The sequence below is a fragment of the Polaribacter sp. YIW18 genome (assembly GCF_057219325.1).
In genome coordinates, this window is sequence record NZ_JBXVVE010000014.1 from 1 (window position 1) to 17,948 (window position 17,948).

The window sequence follows — 17,948 nt, forward strand, 5'->3', positions numbered from 1 at the left end:
GTGCTAAGGTTAATTGCTTATATTTTTTCATCCAAGACAAATTTAGGTCTTTAACCAAAACACTTGGAGGTAAAACTTCAAGTGTTTAAATTTATCTGTTGCACTTATTACTTGAACTTAGAAAAGAATAAATAAAAAAATCTTTAATTAAAGGAGCTAGCATACTCTTTTGGTGTTGTTTCTGTCTGTGCTTTAAACGCCCTGTAAAAGGTACTCGTTGAGTTAAAACCACATTTAGCTGCCAGCGCCTCTATGGAGAAATCATTTAAATAGCCTTCTTTGATTAATTCCATACTATAAGATACTTTTAAAGTATTGATCCATGCATTAAAATTAACATACTTGGTTTTAATTAATTTGGAAAGATCTGCCTTGTTTATTTCCAATTGATTTGCAATACCTACCAAATCATTTTCTTTCCCCAAAAAATACTTGTTAGTAAAAACAATCTCTGAAATAGTATTGATATCTAACTGCGTATTATTGTGATCTAGTGTTTTTTCATTTGGATTAAAATATTTTATTTTTTGTAAAATATTTTGGTTCCAAAAAAGGTAAATACTTAAAATAAAAAAAGAACTCACCGTTAAAAATAATGGGATAAACTCAAAAAAAGATACTGAAACAGCAGGTAAAAAATACTGTGAGGTAAAAACAGTAGCTAGTAAGCTACTAAATAAAAAGGTTTGAATACGAACAAAGTTTAAAAGCCATCTGAATAAAGTTTTTTGTGTTGCTTTTAATAAAACACCATCTGCACTTTTTAATAGTCCCCACTGAAGTATAATGTAGACTATAGGCTGTATGATTCTTCCCAAATTGTTTATGAATTCTGGCAACAAGCCTATATTATCTGACTGAATTAAACTCATATCATTCAAAATACGGGCTACATAGTTACTTTTTGTTTCAAAATCTTCAAAATAAAAAGGTAAATAACTAATTAGAAAAACACTAAAAGGAACTAAATGAATCCAATCTTTAGATTGCCATGCAACTTGTTTTTTTACAATTGATTTTACATGAAAATAAGCAGCAGGCAAAATTAAATAGGTTATCGGGGCTGGAATCTTATATAAGAAGGGTACAATAAGAATGTATTTATATTTGATAAGTAAATAAAAACTAAAACAAATTGCATTAAAAAAGAGATATGCCGATAAAGTCTTTGAATGAAATGTAAAGTGTTTTGGAGTAAGCTTTATCCAAAGATAAGCCGCTACCAAAAAAGAACATATAATGTTAATAAAATAAAGTAGATCAAAAACCATATAAGCGTCTGTTTTAAAATTCTTTTATAAATATGGTATCTTTTTTTAACTTAAAAAGTATAACATTATTAAATAAACCTTATTAAAAGAAGAAATTAGAATGTTTAAATTAATATCTAATTTTTTAATTAATATACTGCTGATACTGCTCATTTTAATTCTATTTATCAATACCTTCTAATTCTATTATTTTACCCATGTAAGTGAATTATTAGAATCGTATAAAACACAAAAATAACAAATTCTAATACGCTTATTCTACTTGAGTAAACTACATAAAAAAACCCTCTCATTTCTGAAAGGGTTACTAGTAGCGGGAACTGGACTCGAACCAGTGACCTTCGGGTTATGAGCCCGACGAGCTACCTACTGCTCTATCCCGCGATTTAGACTGCAAATATAAGATAGTTTTTAAGTTTTGCAAGGTTTATTTGAATATTTTTAAAAAAAAGGAAGGTGTTTTTAGTTCTAACACAAAACTTGCATTTGATGGTAATTCATAGGATTTTGTAGCACAAAAATCTAACACAGACTCGATGTCTATTTTTGTGAATTTTAATCTAACTTGAACCCTTTAAGAATTAAGTCTAACGCCTTTGAAAAATCCAATTGTAAAGTCTATAATCCATTTAATGGATAAAAAACCAAACCACAAAAAAGAGATGAAAATGTGCCAAAATACTTTAATGAAATTAACAAAGAGAATGATCAACATGTAGATCATTTGAAAAGTAGCAGCGTTTTTTCCTCTTACTTGAACACCTCCTAATTTGAAACTGGAGTAATTCGGTTTTAGGATGTTATAAGAACCTCGTTTGTTTTTTAGGGATGTACTAAATCCGTTTTTTGAAACATTGAAATTGAATGGACCACTGTTGTATCTTCCAATAAATTGAAAGTTACTGTTTTGAAACCCCATTCTTGCCCCCTTAAACAAACGTTTATGAAGACGAAGTCCGTGTTTGGTGTTCATGGTAGCACCAACTCCATCACCCTTAAATGTTTTGGTAGCAGAAACACCTCCCGTTCTTGAAACTCGGACATTTTTCCCTCTGTATTCTATTCTTTTTGAAGGGTTGTCTTTATCTTTTGAATTAGTGCTTGACATGAGTCAAAATTAAGAAATTAAAATAAGGAGATTGAGATGTTTGAATTTTGATTTCCCCTCCCCCTATTATTCAAAGATGCAGCCAAGAATTTCTTAATTCACCTTCCTCGCTACATAGAAACCATACCCAAAGTAATCCTTAAACCTTTTGTATAGCTCTATTTCATCTTTGTAAGATTGAACAACTTCTTTTGTCTCTTCGTCTTTGGAAAGATCTTTCTTAAGAGTTGCGAGCTCCTTTTCTAAAGGACTATAGTAATTGCTGAGCCAACTTTCTTCAGATAGAATGAAATGATCAAGGAGTTGGTATCCGGATTTTATAACTATGGGATTGCTTTTAATGCGCAATTTCAAATGGGGAACAACCTTTGTAAATTTTGAAAACTTTACAGACAGAAGACAAAGTAGGTTTTCACCTTTGGTTTTGCCACCACACGACAATCCAGAATTTCCAGAAATTTATGCGCCTACGGACGGTTTTATTTTTAGTGTAGGAGTAATTATTAAACCTTTTGGTCAAAAAAGATGAAAGGTTTGCATTGTCCTGATTTTCGATTTTTTTTATGAGCGCAATTTTTATTTCCTCTATCAAAATTTCTGTTTCATCCTTTATGATTTCAAAACCGTGTTTGCTCAGCACTTTTTCTAATTCTAATGTTTGGATGCCTGTCTTTTTGTTTAGAACAATTTGTCCAAGCTCAACCGTTTTTATGTCACAACCCAATTCTTCCAACTCCCTTAATACAGTTGATTTGCATCTGTCACATACCATATTCTTTATGTTAAGGGTTTGTTTCATAATACTTTTTATAGTGCCTGAAATGGGAAGGGCTATTAACCAACCAACCAGTATTTCCTTCCCATATCAGGGCATTATTTTAATGTTTCTTTTAGGTTCTTCATATAATCAATAATCAAGGTCTTTTCAGAATTGGACAACTTAGCATCCTTGTGAATCAAGGTGTAAGATGCTAGTGGCATCTCATCATCTTTAACCTGACTAATTATTGACTTTAGTTTGCTGTTTTTTCTTCGGTTGGAATACGCATCCCATTCATTGAAATTCAATTCTTCCTTTCCTTCATTAATGTGGTCTTCTAAAAACCAAGCAACAGGTTGTACCTTATTGTACCAAGGGTATTCTGTGTTATTACTATGACAATCATAGCAGGACTCTTGTAATAATGCGCTTATGTTTTCTTGGGTGTTGTTTACCAACAAGAAGTCAGTTTTTGGCACAGTATCACTTTGATTGAGGTCTGTGGGCACAAACTGTATGCCCACAAATCCAACCAATAAAATCAGTGCTATGATTTTTACAATTTTCATTTAGTTAATTTCTCGCTGTACTTTACCACATTTCAACATCTGGCTTCCATAATATGGATTGCGTATTTCTTCCTTTGTACTCAACCAAGCTGTACCGCCATCATACATTGGACAAAATTGCTCGTATAGTTTCACTTGTGTTCCCGTAATAGCTACCATATCAGTAACATCTTTGCTCAAAACTTTAAAATGTTCGCGTTGGTGTTTAATATCACTTTCACTGATATGTTCTGCGTGCTCGATAGCATCTTCCATAATGTCCTTTAATTCTGATTGCTGAGCATCCGTATATTTTGAAATGTCAAGCTTTCCTAATGATGTTGCGAGGGTTGCACCCAATTCTTTAGCTTTGGCATTATCATCTGCCACTAAGGCATCCTTTAAGTTGAAATAGTCATTTAATATTGTTTGGGAATTTCCATCTCCGTTCATTGCCATTTCCTTTTTATCCACATCGTGGTGACCATCGGAATTATCGTGGTTCATTTTTGAATGGTCTTCCTCAGTAATCATTTCAGAATTGGTACTGTTTTCTGTTTTCGCATCTTTACAAGACATTGCTGATAAGCTTATAAATGCCATTACCATAATTGTTGTTAATCTTACTTTTTTCATTGTTTAAAATTTAATTGTTATTACTTGATTTATTATTCTATTACTTGTTTTACTTCTCCACAGGTTAGCATTGCGCTGCCAAAATATGGATTGATTACTTTTTCTTCTTTGCTCAACCAATATGCACCATTGTTGTTATCTGCCATAGGGCAAAATTCCACATAAACCTTTTCATTAACACCAAACAATTGAACAGCATTGATTAGATGTGATGATAAATATTTAAAATGGTCTCTTTGTGCTTTTATATCGGATGTTTCAGAAATTGAGGTCGCTGAAGGTTTTATTTCCTTTTCTAATGACATCCAATGATTATGCGCCTTATTGTTTGATAACAATTTCATATCTACTCTGGTTAAATTGTTTAGTAAACTTATTACACTTTCAGAAGCGCCTTTTGAGTCTTCTTTCACTAAAGCATCTTTTAAATTGATATACGCATTGAAAACAGCTTTTAACTGCTCTTGAAATTTCGCTGATACTTTCAGACGCTCATTCATAATAGTGTGGTCACTTTCTGTGTTGGGTGAATTGTTATCCATACCTAAATGACCCTCGTGACCTGTCATTACTTTACCACCATCTTTATTCATCAAAGACTTTTTGCCTTGTAATTGTGCTGCTGCATCAACCGTAAATGTACCGTTAGTCACTATTTCATTTCCAACAAATAATCCTTCTAAAACTTCATATTCATTACCAATTTGATTGCCTAATTTAATTTCACGCATTTCAAAAATAGTTTGGTCTGGATTTGTTTTAAGGTACACCACAGAACGTTCACCTGTCCATAACACAGAAGATGAAGGAATTGTTAATACTTCGTCATTTTTAGCTGTACTGTCTTCAATATTTGCGATTACAAACATTCCTGGTTTAAATACATCGTCCTTATTGTTTAAAACAACACGCAAGGTAACAGTTCTTGTTTTGGTGTTTAAAACTGGGTCAATGAAATCAACTTTACCTTTAAATTCTTTATTAGGATAGGCATTGGTTGTTATCATCACTTCCTGTCCTTTTTTAAAGCGGTTAATCTGATTTTCATACACATCAAAATTTCCCCAAACTGTGTTGAGATTGGCAATTTTTAATATGGGTTGACCTTGTTTAATGTAATCGCCTTGCTCTACTAATTTTTCTGTAACAGTACCCGAAAAGGTTGCATACACAGGAAAGTTTTCTTTCACTTTTCCTGTTTCTTCAATCTTATTAATTTGATTTTCAGAGAGCTTCCATAATTTCAATTTATTACGGACTGCTTTGTATAAAGCAGGTTGTGATTCTTTTAAAGATGCTGCTGTAATTAATTCTTGTTGTGCTGCATAGAGTTCTGGCGAATAAATGGTTGCCAATAATTGACCTTTACGAACTTCTTCGCCTGTAAAACTCACATTCAAACGTTCAATTCTTCCAGCGAAATAACTTACCTGTACTGCATTTGCTTCTTCGTTTTCAGCAATTTTACCAGATAATTTGATAGTATTGCCTTCAACATTGCCTTTACCAACAATAGATGTTTGAATATTAGCTAAAGCAATTGCGTTTTCAGTCAATTTGAATTGGTCTGCTAATAAACCATCACTTACACCATCAGCAGGAATTAAATCCATACCACAAATAGGGCAATCTCCTGCTTCTGGTTGCATAATCTGTGGATGCATTGAACAGGTCCACATTTGATTGGTTTCTGTAACTGCATCGTGATTATGGTCTGTTTCTTCTTTTGGTGAGCCACCAAACAGTATCCACCCTAAAAGTAGACCAACAGCTAATATTCCGAGATAAACTATATACTTTTTCATTTCTTTATTTTTTTTCGTTTTAATAATTTCCTAATTGAAGGTGACGAGGTGTACCACAACAAAAACCCACTTAAAACGGTTATCAATCCTAAAAGTGAAAAGGCTCTCAAAACAATGGTATTAAAATTGTCTCTGCCTTCATAGTCCATGGTATGTGTCATCCATAAAAAATCAAACCAACGCCAAGAACGATGTCTTACGGTTTGAAATTTTCCGTCGCTTACAGAAACGTATGCTTTTAGTGCTTCATCTGTTTTATATGAGATAACATAAGCAGGTAGTAGTTTTTCTCGATACTCGTGGTGTTTTCCAGTTTCCGTAATTTGCTCAACAGATTCTACCTCTAAACCACTTTTCATATGGTTTTTGGCAATATAGAGTGCCTCTTTCTGCGTAATACTATTTTTTGGCATTCCATCTAAAGCATTATACAATTGCTCTTTATTTATCCAATAGTACGGTGCATTATCAATATCTCTTAATTCAATAGTCTTTATACCATTTGGAACATCCATTTCTGAAGGACTTATTAAACTATTAAATGCTTTGGGTTGATACTTCAAGTTTTTAAATTGGTCTCCGTGTATTTCATCGATGTTCGTCCAACTAAAGTATAAACCACTAATAGTCCAAAACAGGAATTGAATCCCTAAAAAGAGACCCAAATACCTGTGGGTTTTTCTAATTTTTAACGCAGTATGCCTATTTACCATAACAATTTAATTTATAAGCATTAATGTCGCCATTACAATCATAATAGCATTTTCAATAAAAGTGGCTTCTGTCATAGGTAATTTTAAAGCAGTACCTAAACACGCACATCGTATTGATTTTTTGTCCAATAATGTTTTTGTTACTCCAATTGTTGTTATCCCTAATACTATAAGTGTAATTATTAAAGCTATATTAATTTCAAACCGCAATAAAAACATCAGTCCTAAAGCTGTTTCAATAAATGGATAAACTTTCCCATAAAAAGGAACACGTTTAGCTAAAGGGTCGTACATACGAAAGGATTCAGGAAAGCCTTTTAAATCTAACATCTTGAAAAAACTAAACACGATGTAAAATAACCCCATAAAGTCGAGCATAAAAGCGCTCCAAGTCCAATTTTTATAATGTAATAATACACTTGCAGTTGCTATATAAAAAATGATAAGCAATAAAGGTTTTAGCTGTTGTAATTTACTTTTTTCTTCTTCCATAGGCATTGCCGACATACTTGAAGATGCAAACACATTCTTCTCTTTCTTTTCAGATAAAGTATACTTTTCTGGTAATGCTTTTTGTAGTATATCAGTTGAAATATGTTTATTCATTTTCACTTCTGCCTCACCTTTTTCAAGATTAACAGACACCTCTGATACGTGGTCTATTTTACTTAAATATTTCTCGACGGAAGCCTTACAGTTATTGCAAGTCATTCCCGCAATCTTATATGTGTGTTTCATTATTGCTGTGTTAAATAATTAATAATCGTTGATTGAACATAATAAGTTCTAATTGATTCTATTTGGTTCATTTGAAACTTTAGTTGTAGTTCTTGAATATCCAAAACATCATTAAAATCTATCGTTCCTGTTTCGTAGCTTTTGATTAAAATGTCTTCTGCATCTTTAGCTTGCTTTAAGTTTTTTGTTTGAGTAGCATAACTTATTCTTGCAGAAATGCGTTCGTTATTTGCTTTGTCTAAAAGCGTTTCCAATGCATTTAAACGTTCCTGTTTTTGAGCAGTAATTTCCTGCTGCTGCAAATCATTTTGTTTGGTTTGGGATTTATATTTCTTATTGAAAATTGGGATAGATACCGAAACCATTGGCATTACAATATCCTTTCCGTTATCGCTGAAATCCATATTTGGTCTTTCAGCAACATTGATATAATCTAATCCAAAACCAATCATTGGACTGCTTTCTTTTTGATTTAATAATTCTGATTGCTCTATGGATTTATAAAGTTTATCATATTTTAGTAATTCGGGATGTAATGCTAAATTTTCAGAAGTAATATCAAAGTCTTCAGAAGGTATCAGTAAACTATCTACCACATTCACGGTAACATCATTATCTCTATTCAATAGATTATTGAAGTTAGTTTGTTCTGCTAAAAATTGTTGTTGCAATACGTCTTTTAATTGTTGCATTTCGTTCTGACGCATTTGCAATCGCAACACATCTACTGCGGATGCTTTACCAACCTCAACAGATGTTAGTGCTAATGTTTCGTAAGTTTCTAATAGTTTGATGTTTTCAGTTAACACCTCTTGCTTTGCTTTGTTGGCGTATAGATTAAAATAGGATTGTGATACCGAAGCCATTAGTTTTCGCTTTGCGATAACAATGTCCTCGTATTTAGCATCTGCCAATGAACTTACATAGTTTTCTCTCGATGTAATGGTTCCGAACCACGGTAACATTTGTTTAGCAGATACTTTAAAGCGTTGTGCACCTGTTCTGGTTTCCGGTTCACTTACAAAGTAACCAACACCAAATTCGGTATTAGGAATGGTGTTAACCTCGTTTACTTTTTCAGAAGCTCTTTTGTATTGTAACTCAAACTTTTGAATTTCTGGATTTTTTGTTAAAGCTTCATCAATAAATATTTCTAATTGTTGAGCGTTTGTAAAGAAACTCAAGAAGCAAGAAACAAGAATCAAGACGAGTTTAATATTTATTATTTTATTTTTCATTTGATGTTCTTTTAAGTTGAACTTCTGCCTTCCAGCTATACAATACTGGTACAACAAACAAAGTGATTAAGGCAATGAGCATTCCGCCAAAACTTGGAATTGCCATCGGAATCATTATGTCGCTTCCTCGACCTACAGAGGTTAATACTGGTAATAATGCTAAAATGGTTGTAGCTGTAGTCATTAAACACGGTCTGATTCTTTTTTCACCAGCTTCTACAATAGATGCTCTAATTTCCTTTTTATTCTCTGGTATATTTCTATCAAAAGTTTGCGTTAAATAGGTTGCCATTACTACACCATCGTCTGTTGCTATACCGAAGAGTGCAATAAACCCAACCCAAACTGCTACACTTAAATTAATGGGATGCATCTGGAATAAGTCTCGCATATTTTCGCCAGCGACATTGAAGTTTAAAAACCAATCTTGACCATAGAGCCAAATCATTATAAAACCACCTGCAAAGGCTACTGCGATACCTGTGAATACCATTAAGGACGTACCAACCGAACGGAACTGAAAATACAGAATTAAGAAAATGATTGCCAATGCTAACGGTACAACAACCGATAAGGTTTTTTCTGCTCGTAACTGATTTTCATACGTTCCTGTGAATGCATAGTTGATTCCTTTTGGAACTATCAATTCACCAGAATCTATCTTTTCTTGAATTAATGCTTGTGCATTTTTAACAACGCTTACTTCTGCAAAGCCATCTAATTTATCAAACAATACATAGCCAACTAAAAAAGTATCTTCACTTTTAATGACTTGTGGACCTTGTTCGTATCTTATCGTTGCTAATTCGCTTAATGGCAAAGGACTGCCTTTTTCAACTGGCACATAAATCTGTTGTAAGTCTGTTGGGTTTGCTCGTAATTCTCTTGGGTATCGTACTCGAACACCATAGCGTTCTCGACCTTCAACGGTTTGGGTTAATACCATTCCGCCAACTGCTACTTTTAATACATCTTGAACATCTTGTATCGAAATGCCATAACGTGCAATTTTCTCTCTGTCAATATCAATGAGCAGATAAGGCTTACCAACAATTCGGTCTGCAAAAACAGCTTCTTGTTTCACACCTTCAGCTTCCTTGATGACGTTTTCTAATTGCACACCAAACGCTTCAATCTTCTTTAAGTCTTGACCTTTTACTTTAATTCCCATAGGTGCTCTCATTCCTGTTTGAAGCATTACCAATCGGGTTTCAATAGGTTGTAGCTTTGGTGCAGAGGTTACGCCTGGCAATTTGGTAACTTTTACAATTTCATTCCAAATATCGTCCGGTGACTGTATTTCTGGTCGCCAATTACGGTAGAACTCGCCATCATCGTCTGGAATGAGTTGTTCTTTTGCTTTAAGAGATTGCCACGCTTCACGCTGTTCCGCTCGCAATGACATTCCGTTTTTTAACACATATTCACCATCATCATTGACTTTATAGCGTTGGCGTACTCCGTTTTCATTCAGCATATATTCTGGTTTATACTGAATGATATTTTCATACATCGACAAAGGTGCTGGGTCTAACGCTGATTCTGTTCTACCTGCTTTACCAACTACGGTTTCAATCTCTGGAATACTGGCTACTGCCATATCCAATTGCTGTAAAACACGTTTATTTTCTTCCACGCCAGAATGAGGCATCGAGGTTGGCATTAGTAGAAATGAGCCTTCATTTAATGAGGGCATAAACTCTTTGCCTGTATTTTTCATAATGAAAAAACCTGCAATTACAATAGCCGTTGGTACAGATAAAAACAATAACTTATTATCTAAACACCACCTTAAAATACGTGTGTAGTATTTTATAAATAATGAGAAAACACCTAATAAACCAAAGCAAATAACACTCACAAAAATGAGATTCCAAAAAATGCTTTTATCAACGCCTAATGGTCTCCAATATTCGGCTAACAAGAATACAATAGCTGATACCGAAATAATGATATTGATAAGATTAGCTTGCTTGTCTGTTATCTTACTTTGAAGATTGAGAAATGCTGTAATCCCAAACGCAATTAAAATTAATCCTAACCAATATCCATAGACTATGGCTACGATTCCCAATGCTATTAAAACACCATTTAAAACATATTTAAAAGTGTTTTTGATGTTTTTCTTTCTGAATAAAAATGCAGCAAACGGTGGAATTAAAAACAACGCTACTATTATAGAAGCTGTTAATGCAAAAGTCTTTGTGAAGGCTAATGGTCTGAATAATTTTCCTTCCGCTCCAATCATTGTAAATACAGGAATGAAACTGATAATAGTTGTCATAACTGCGGTTACGATTGCACCAGACACTTCAGCTGTTGCGTTATAGACTACTGTGTTTATGGGTAACTTTTTATGAGATTCCTCGTCGCTCGTTCCTTGCTCTGTCGGAATGACATTTTCGTTTTCATCCAAATGCCTTATAATGTTTTCTGATAGTATGACACCTACGTCGACCATTGTACCAATAGCAATAGCAATACCTGATAATGCCACAATATTAGCATCAACACCAAAGAGTTTCATCGCAATAAACACCATTAAAACCGCTACTGGTAAAAGTCCAGAAATTAGTATGGAAGCTCGAAGATTAAATACCATAATGATAATTACCAGGATGGTAATTAAGATTTCTAAAGTCAATGCTTCATTGAGTGTACCTAAAGTTTCTTGTATCAGTTCTGTTCTGTCATAAAAAGGCACTATGGTAACTTGTGAGGTTCTACCATCCGCTAATACTTTTGAAGGTAATCCAGCACTTAATTCATTAATTTTTTCCTTTACGTTATTGATAACTTCCATTGGGTTTGCGCCATAACGAGCTACCACAACAGCACCAACAACCTCTGCGCCTTCTTTATCTAATAATCCACGTCTTGTTGCAGGACCTAATGAAACTTTACCAATATCCTTTATCCTAATTGAAGTATAATCTTCTGAAGTGACTACTGCATTTTCGATGTCTGAAATGGATTTCACATACCCCAAACCACGAACTAAATATTCGGCTTGGTTAATTTCCAAAGTCTGTGCACCAATATCCTTATTACTTTCCTTAACCGCTTTTACAACGTGATGCAATCCAATATTATACTGACGCATTAGTTCTGGATTTACGTCCACTTGATATTCTTGAACATAGCCACCAATAGAAGCAACCTCTGAAACACCACTTGCAGAAGATAGAGCATATTTTACATAGTAATCTTGAATACTTCGTAATTCCTGTAAATCCCAACCACCAGTTACATTTCCGTTTTCGTCACGACCTTCAAGCGTGTACCAAAATATTTGTCCTAATCCTGTAGCATCTGGACCTAATGCAGGATTAACACCTTCAGGTAATAAACCACTTGGTAAGGAATTAAGTTTTTCGAGAATACGACTTCTACTCCAGTAAAATTCTATGTCTTCTTCAAAAATGATATAGATACTTGAAAAACCGAACATAGAGGAACTACGAATGGTTTTTACACCTGGAATACCGAGTAAAGATGTTGTGAGTGGATAGGTGATTTGGTCTTCTATATCTTGTGGTGAGCGACCATCCCATTTTGTAAAAACGATTTGTTGGTTTTCGCCTATATCTGGTATGGCATCTACAGCAACTGGATTACTTGGTAAGAAACCTGTATCCCAATTAAAAGGTGCATTAACCGTTCCCCATCCTACAAAAAGGACGAGTAGCAGAACTGCAACGAGTTTGTTTTCTATTAAAAATTTGATGCTTTTATTGAGCATTGGCTTTGATTATTAAACAATTAGACATTAGTGTTTGGACAACACCGAATACAGCAAATTATCCTTACGACATTGCAGTCATAGGATAAAAAAGTCTATTGTTTAAAAATCAAATTAAATAAGTCTCGTCAATCTTGTAGATACGCCTTATGACGAGTGGCGGTTTGTATTCTTCGTAAGAAGAAACATTATTTTCTAAACCTTCAAAAAAGTTGATGTAAGTGTAGACAAAAGATGCAATGAATAGGTGTTGCTCAAACGTGATATTGTCAACTTGCAATTGTAATTCGTCTTGACCTTCAATTGCTAATTGTTTATCATCACAACAATTTTTCTTGGTAATTGAACATCCTTCGGTTGAAGGTTTTTCCATTTCCATTCCGCAACCTTTGACCTTTTGGAATATAGCAGTTTCAACTAAAGTGCCTCCACAATAATGCATATTGACAGTAAATGACATTGTAGAAAACAACACTACAAAAGCCATTGCTAAAGACATTATTTTATGGAAAAACTGCTTCATAATGATTGCGAAGTTACGAAATTTTAACAACTATTGATTTTGTTTAACAGAAGTTTAATCTTAACTCCAACTCATTCTCTGTAACCTAACCGCATTTAATATTGCTAATAATGCTACGCCTACATCTGCAAATACTGCTTCCCACATTGTCGCTAAACCACCTGCTCCTAAAATCAGTACAATTACTTTGACACCAAATGCCAAAATAATATTTTGCCAAACGATTTTTCTTGTGGAACGACTTATTTTAATCGCCTTTACCACTTTTGAAGGTTGGTCTGTTTGAATAATAACATCTGCTGTTTCAATAGCTACATCACTTCCTAATCCACCCATTGCTATACCTACATCACTTGCTGCCAAAACTGGTGCGTCATTAATACCATCACCTATAAAAGCTATTTTGTTTGCTGGATTTTGCTTTAAAATTTCAACTTCATTTAATTTATCCTCTGGTAGTAAACCACCTTTAGCCATTTCAATATTTAATTCTCTTGCTACTTGTTGGGTAATGGAATCTTTATCTCCAGAAAGCATCATTATATTATTAATACCAACTTTATGTAAGGCTGTAATTGTTTCTTTTGCATCTTCTTTTAATTCATCTGCAATGACAACATAACCTGCAAATGTATTGTCTATAGATACTAATACTATAGATTCTACAATAGTTTCTGTTTCCTCTAAAATATTAATATTATTGGCTGTCATTAAGGCTTTATTACCAACTAAAACAGTCTTGCCATTCACGATACCTTTTAAACCTTTACCTGCTATTTCAGATACATCGGAAGCCTCATAATCTGCACCTTCATCTTTATATTCCAAAATGGCTTTTGCAATAGGATGTGTGGATTGTTCTTCCATAGCCATCAGGTATTTCATAAATTCGGATTCGTCCCAACCAATAGCTTTGATTACTTTGATTTTGAAAACTCCTTTGGTAACCGTTCCTGTCTTATCCATTACCAAGGTGTTTATTTTGGTCATTGCATCTAAAAACGAAGCTCCTTTAAATAAAATTCCGTTTTTTGAAGCTGCACCCAATCCTCCGAAATAACCCAAAGGAATAGAAATAACCAAGGCACAAGGACAAGAAATCACAAGAAAAATTAAAGCTCTGTATAACCAATCTCTAAAGACATAATCATCTACAAAAAAGTATGGTAGAAACGTAACACCTATTGCTAAAAACACAACTATTGGCGTGTAGATACGTGCAAATTTTCTAATGAATAATTCTGTTTTAGATTTTCGAGCAGTGGCGTTCTGTACCATATCCAAAATTCTTGCAATGGAACTATCTTTAAATTCTTTTGTAGTTTCGATTTCAATTACACCATCGAGATTGATACTCCCTGCAAAAACTTTTTCACCTTTTGCAATCGTATCAGGTTTACTTTCGCCTGTTAATGCTGCTGTGTTGAATGAACCTTTTTTGGAAAGTAGAATACCATCTAAAGGAATTTTTTCTCCCACACGAACTTGCACTTTTTCGCCAATTTCAACCGTTTCTGGACTCACAGACACATAATCATTGTTGCGATATACCAGAGCTTCATTTGGTCTTACATCAAGTAAGGCTTTTATATTTCCTTTTGCTCTGTTAACAGCTGCATTTTGAAAAAGTTCCCCAACTGCGTAAAACAACATTACTGCAACACCTTCAGGATATTCGCCAATAATAAACGCTCCAATAGTAGCAATGGACATTAAAAAGAACTCTGTAAACACATCGCCTTTTTTAATACTTTCCCATCCTTCTTTAATTACAGGAAATCCAACTGGAATATATGCTAAAGTGTACCAAACTACTCGAATCAATCCTTCAAATTGAGGAATCGCATCAAAATAATCTACAGCGATACCTACCATTAACATAACAAAACTTATAATAGCAGGAATGTATGTCTTGAATGCACTTCCATCTCCGTGGTCGTGACCATCATCGTGAGAATGTTGTTCTTCTGAATTTGGTTTTAAATCTCTTAAATTGACTTTCTTTTTTTTCATTTAGTTTTGTTTTAGCAACAACTTTTGTTTTGTTGAATTGGTGGACAAGGAACTGTACCATAAGAACAATACACACAACAATCTCCTTCGATTGGTTTCAAAACCGTTTTACAATGCTCACACTCGTAAAAGAATTGACAAGCGTTAGTTGGCATATCTTCTTTCTTTTTATGACCACAGGTTGGGCAAGTGATTTCCGATTTTAATATAGTTTGCATCAATTTTAATTTTTATCAGTTACTTTATAACCCGTAGAATTAATTGCTTTCTCAATTTCTAATTCATTAGTTTTAGTTTGGTCATACTCAATGATTGCGTTACCATTCTTGTATGATGTTTTTGAGTTTACAATTCCGTTAAGTTTATTTACTTCGTGGTTTACGTGAGCTTCACAACTGGCACAAGTCATTCCACTTATTTTATACTCTGTTGTTTTGATATTTGATTTATCAACGATAACAATTTGTTTCTCTGAATTTGGATAAAACATACTTGAGTAGTATGGTAATGCCAACATCACTATTGCGAATACTGTTACAACTCCTAAAAAGGTTTTTGACTGAATAAATTTTGGTTTTTTATCCGTTTCACATTCACAGTCGATTTCTTTTTCTGGTTTTAATTTTTGATACCAAGCAAAGAGAAGAACTAATATAGTTAGCCCTATTAAGTAAGGTCTAAATGGTTCTATCCAAGAAAAAGTTGAAGCTACACCACTTGTACCTGCAATTAATGCCAAAACAGGTGTGATGCAACACAATGAAGCTGTGATTGCTGTTAGGATACTTGTAACCGCTAATTTATTTTTCATTCTATATATAATAATTTTTCAATGTCATTTGGAATAGGCATACGTTTTAATGGTGGTACATTTGCACCTCCTGTATTGCCGATTGGTACGTGATTAATGAACGATTTCCAACCTCCAACTATTAATCTTATTATTTGTCCAAATACTTCTTTGGTATTTTTTTGCATTAAGCCAAACTTTAGCATTAACCAATGTGAATAGGTATGCTCAATAGGATAAGATTGACCTATAATGTGACTTCTTTCTAAATGATACCACGCATTAGTAAAATCACTGTTAGCCAAAGCAACTTCATATAAACCAAGTTCTTTATTATATGCATCTTTTAAATACTTTGGTATTTTATAATTCAGTTTCATTATTATCTCATTTGATTGTAAAAATATAATACCAATACGTGCAATGGAAGTGCAATTATTGTCCACTACATTTATCACAAATACCTTTTACCACCAAGTTTACGTTTTCTGACACAAAACCATCTGGTACTTTTATTAGAGGGATTTTATGTTCTGTTAAGCAAATAGTTTCATTACAGTTATTGCAATGAAAATGCAAATGCAAATCAGTTTCAATTTCGCAATTACATCCGTTTTCACACAGAGCATATTTAGTAATTCCTGTGCCATCGTCTATTTGATGCACTATCGCTTTTTCCTCAAATGTTTTAATAGTTCTGTACAGTGTGGTTCTATCTGCTTTTTCAAAAGCATTTTCTATATCACTTAATGTTACTGCTATTTGTTTATTTGCAAGAAACTTATAAATCAATAAACGCATTGCCGTAACACGTATATCTTTTGACTCTAAAAATTGTTCTATTGTTTGCATAATTAATGTTCGTGTTCTGCTTCTCCTTTTTTCATTTCTGCTATAAGGTAGTAAGCATTATTATAAGCAAATTTTGTGGTTTTATCTTGTTTTTCAGTAAATTGAACTGCTATCCAATTACCATCTTTTGCCCCTAATAGCACTTCTATAGGTTTAAAACTCCAGTCTTCATTTTCTTTTTCTACCGAAAACACGAAAAACCTTTCGCCTTCTTTTACTATGGCACTTTCGGGCAACGCCATAGTTTTCGTATTTTCTGTTTGAATTTTTCCTTGAATATACATTCCAGGAATAAGAATCCCTTTTTTATTCTCAATTTCTGCGTGTACGTGTACCGCTTTAGGATTGTCTTCGAAAGTTTTACTTACCGAATATATTTGTGCTGTTAATTCTTCATCTTGCATTGTTTGTACATTAAAGGTTACTTTTTGACCTTTCTTAACTTTATACACATCTTTTTCAAACACCATTAAATCAGCGTGAACGTGATGTGTATTTACTATTTCAAAGAGTTCGGTTTGAGGTTCAACATATTGTCCTGTTTTTACTTCTACCTTTTGCACATAGCCTTCAATAGGACTGCGTAGTGAAATACGTTGTGCAATACTACCATTGCGAACCGACGTTGCACTAATATTTAATAATTGTAATTGAGCTGCCATTCCTTGAACCATTGCCTTTGAGGCTTCATATTCTGCTTCAGCTTTTTGGTAATTTGCACCAGATCCTACACCTGCATCGTACAATTTTTGTTGACGCTCATAATTCTTCTTTAAAAAATTACTATCACTATAGGCATTTAAATAATTGGTTTGCATTTGAATAATATTTGGATGTGAAAGATATGCCACTACTTGACCTTTATTCACTTTACCCCCTTCAATCACTTCAATAGAAACTACATTAGCACCAATTACTGATGTTATGGCAGCCTCGTTTTGTGGTGGTACTTCTAAAGTTCCATTGGCTTCCACATAGCCACTCATATTGCGTGAAGCAATGGTGTCTATTTTCATTTTTAAGGCTTCAAACTGTTGTTGTGAAAGCATCACTTCTTCGCCTTCGCTATGGTCATCGTTTTCTTCAGTATTTTGTTCTTCGTTATGCGAATTGCCATTGTCTTCTTTGTGGCTTTCTTTATTTCCGCAAGCAGAAACAAAAATGGATAACATTATTATGGCTAAAAATTTATATAATCTATTTTTCATTTT

Annotated in this window: 17 protein-coding genes and 1 tRNA gene; 1 reads left to right on the forward strand and 17 read right to left on the reverse strand. The window is 33.7% G+C overall.

The features are described from left to right. Positions 1-143: 143 nt before the first annotated feature. From AC2D6T_RS11500 to AC2D6T_RS11510, 3 genes are all read right to left on the reverse strand, one after another. Complete coding sequence (locus tag AC2D6T_RS11500; RefSeq protein WP_484681589.1) at positions 144-1,043, reverse strand: helix-turn-helix domain-containing protein; 900 nt, start codon at positions 1,041-1,043, stop codon at positions 144-146. A gap of 539 nt (positions 1,044-1,582) precedes the next feature. Beyond that, positions 1,583-1,655, reverse strand: a tRNA-Met gene (locus AC2D6T_RS11505). Positions 1,656-1,845: 190 nt separating this feature from the next. Beyond that, on the reverse strand, positions 1,846-2,379 hold the full coding sequence (locus tag AC2D6T_RS11510; RefSeq protein WP_484681590.1) for a hypothetical protein: 534 nt from the start codon (positions 2,377-2,379) through the stop codon (positions 1,846-1,848). Positions 2,380-2,704: 325 nt separating this feature from the next. Here AC2D6T_RS11510 and AC2D6T_RS11515 point away from each other — a divergent pair, with 325 nt between their 5' ends. Further along, entirely contained in the window at positions 2,705-2,908 is a 204-nt protein-coding gene (locus tag AC2D6T_RS11515) for a hypothetical protein (protein ID WP_298949605.1), read from the forward strand. Positions 2,909-3,252: 344 nt separating this feature from the next. Here the strand turns inward: AC2D6T_RS11515 and AC2D6T_RS11520 are convergent, their stop codons facing one another. The 14 genes from AC2D6T_RS11520 to AC2D6T_RS11585 all read right to left on the reverse strand — a co-directional run bounded on the left by AC2D6T_RS11520 (position 3,253) and on the right by AC2D6T_RS11585 (position 17,945). After that, a complete protein-coding gene (locus AC2D6T_RS11520) occupies positions 3,253-3,708 on the reverse strand; it encodes a heme-binding domain-containing protein (protein ID WP_069674109.1) in 456 nt (151 codons plus the stop codon). Continuing rightward, a complete protein-coding gene (locus AC2D6T_RS11525; RefSeq protein ID WP_069674108.1) occupies positions 3,709-4,323 on the reverse strand; it encodes a DUF3347 domain-containing protein in 615 nt (204 codons plus the stop codon). A gap of 32 nt (positions 4,324-4,355) precedes the next feature. Continuing rightward, on the reverse strand, positions 4,356-6,128 hold the full coding sequence (locus AC2D6T_RS11530) for an efflux RND transporter periplasmic adaptor subunit (protein WP_298949608.1): 1,773 nt from the start codon (positions 6,126-6,128) through the stop codon (positions 4,356-4,358). Beyond that, a complete protein-coding gene (locus tag AC2D6T_RS11535) occupies positions 6,125-6,841 on the reverse strand; it encodes a PepSY domain-containing protein (RefSeq protein WP_298949610.1) in 717 nt (238 codons plus the stop codon). Before AC2D6T_RS11535 ends, AC2D6T_RS11530 begins: the two co-directional genes overlap by 4 nt. Positions 6,842-6,847: 6 nt before the next feature. Continuing rightward, positions 6,848-7,579, reverse strand: a complete 732-nt coding sequence (locus tag AC2D6T_RS11540) for a heavy metal translocating P-type ATPase (protein WP_298949612.1) — start codon at positions 7,577-7,579, stop codon at positions 6,848-6,850. Then, positions 7,579-8,817 carry a TolC family protein gene (locus AC2D6T_RS11545; RefSeq protein WP_484681591.1) on the reverse strand — a complete coding sequence of 413 codons (1,239 nt, stop codon included), beginning with the start codon at positions 8,815-8,817 and terminating at the stop codon, positions 7,579-7,581. Before AC2D6T_RS11545 ends, AC2D6T_RS11540 begins: the two co-directional genes overlap by 1 nt. Continuing rightward, positions 8,807-12,559: an efflux RND transporter permease subunit gene (locus AC2D6T_RS11550; RefSeq protein WP_484681592.1), complete on the reverse strand. Its 3,753-nt coding sequence runs from the start codon at positions 12,557-12,559 to the stop codon at positions 8,807-8,809. Before AC2D6T_RS11550 ends, AC2D6T_RS11545 begins: the two co-directional genes overlap by 11 nt. Positions 12,560-12,668: 109 nt before the next feature. Beyond that, on the reverse strand, positions 12,669-13,082 hold the full coding sequence (locus AC2D6T_RS11555; protein WP_431159288.1) for an HYC_CC_PP family protein: 414 nt from the start codon (positions 13,080-13,082) through the stop codon (positions 12,669-12,671). Between the two features lie 60 nt (positions 13,083-13,142). Further along, entirely contained in the window at positions 13,143-15,095 is a 1,953-nt protein-coding gene (locus tag AC2D6T_RS11560; RefSeq protein WP_484681593.1) for a heavy metal translocating P-type ATPase, read from the reverse strand. An 11-nt stretch (positions 15,096-15,106) separates the two neighbouring features. Beyond that, the gene (locus tag AC2D6T_RS11565; protein ID WP_076692386.1) at positions 15,107-15,313 is read right to left on the reverse strand and encodes a GDCCVxC domain-containing (seleno)protein; all 207 of its coding nucleotides are present in this window, start codon (positions 15,311-15,313) and stop codon (positions 15,107-15,109) included. Positions 15,314-15,318: 5 nt separating this feature from the next. Next, complete coding sequence (gene merTP, locus AC2D6T_RS11570) at positions 15,319-15,906, reverse strand: mercuric transport protein MerTP (protein ID WP_062618771.1); 588 nt, start codon at positions 15,904-15,906, stop codon at positions 15,319-15,321. Next, positions 15,903-16,265: a DUF3703 domain-containing protein gene (locus AC2D6T_RS11575; protein WP_484681594.1), complete on the reverse strand. Its 363-nt coding sequence runs from the start codon at positions 16,263-16,265 to the stop codon at positions 15,903-15,905. The genes merTP and AC2D6T_RS11575 overlap by 4 nt, the downstream gene beginning before the upstream one ends. A 55-nt stretch (positions 16,266-16,320) precedes the next feature. Beyond that, a complete protein-coding gene (locus tag AC2D6T_RS11580; RefSeq protein WP_249997235.1) occupies positions 16,321-16,737 on the reverse strand; it encodes a Fur family transcriptional regulator in 417 nt (138 codons plus the stop codon). Between the two features lie 2 nt (positions 16,738-16,739). Beyond that, positions 16,740-17,945, reverse strand: coding sequence for an efflux RND transporter periplasmic adaptor subunit (locus tag AC2D6T_RS11585; protein WP_484681595.1), 1,206 nt, complete (start codon positions 17,943-17,945; stop codon positions 16,740-16,742). Positions 17,946-17,948 lie beyond the last annotated feature (3 nt).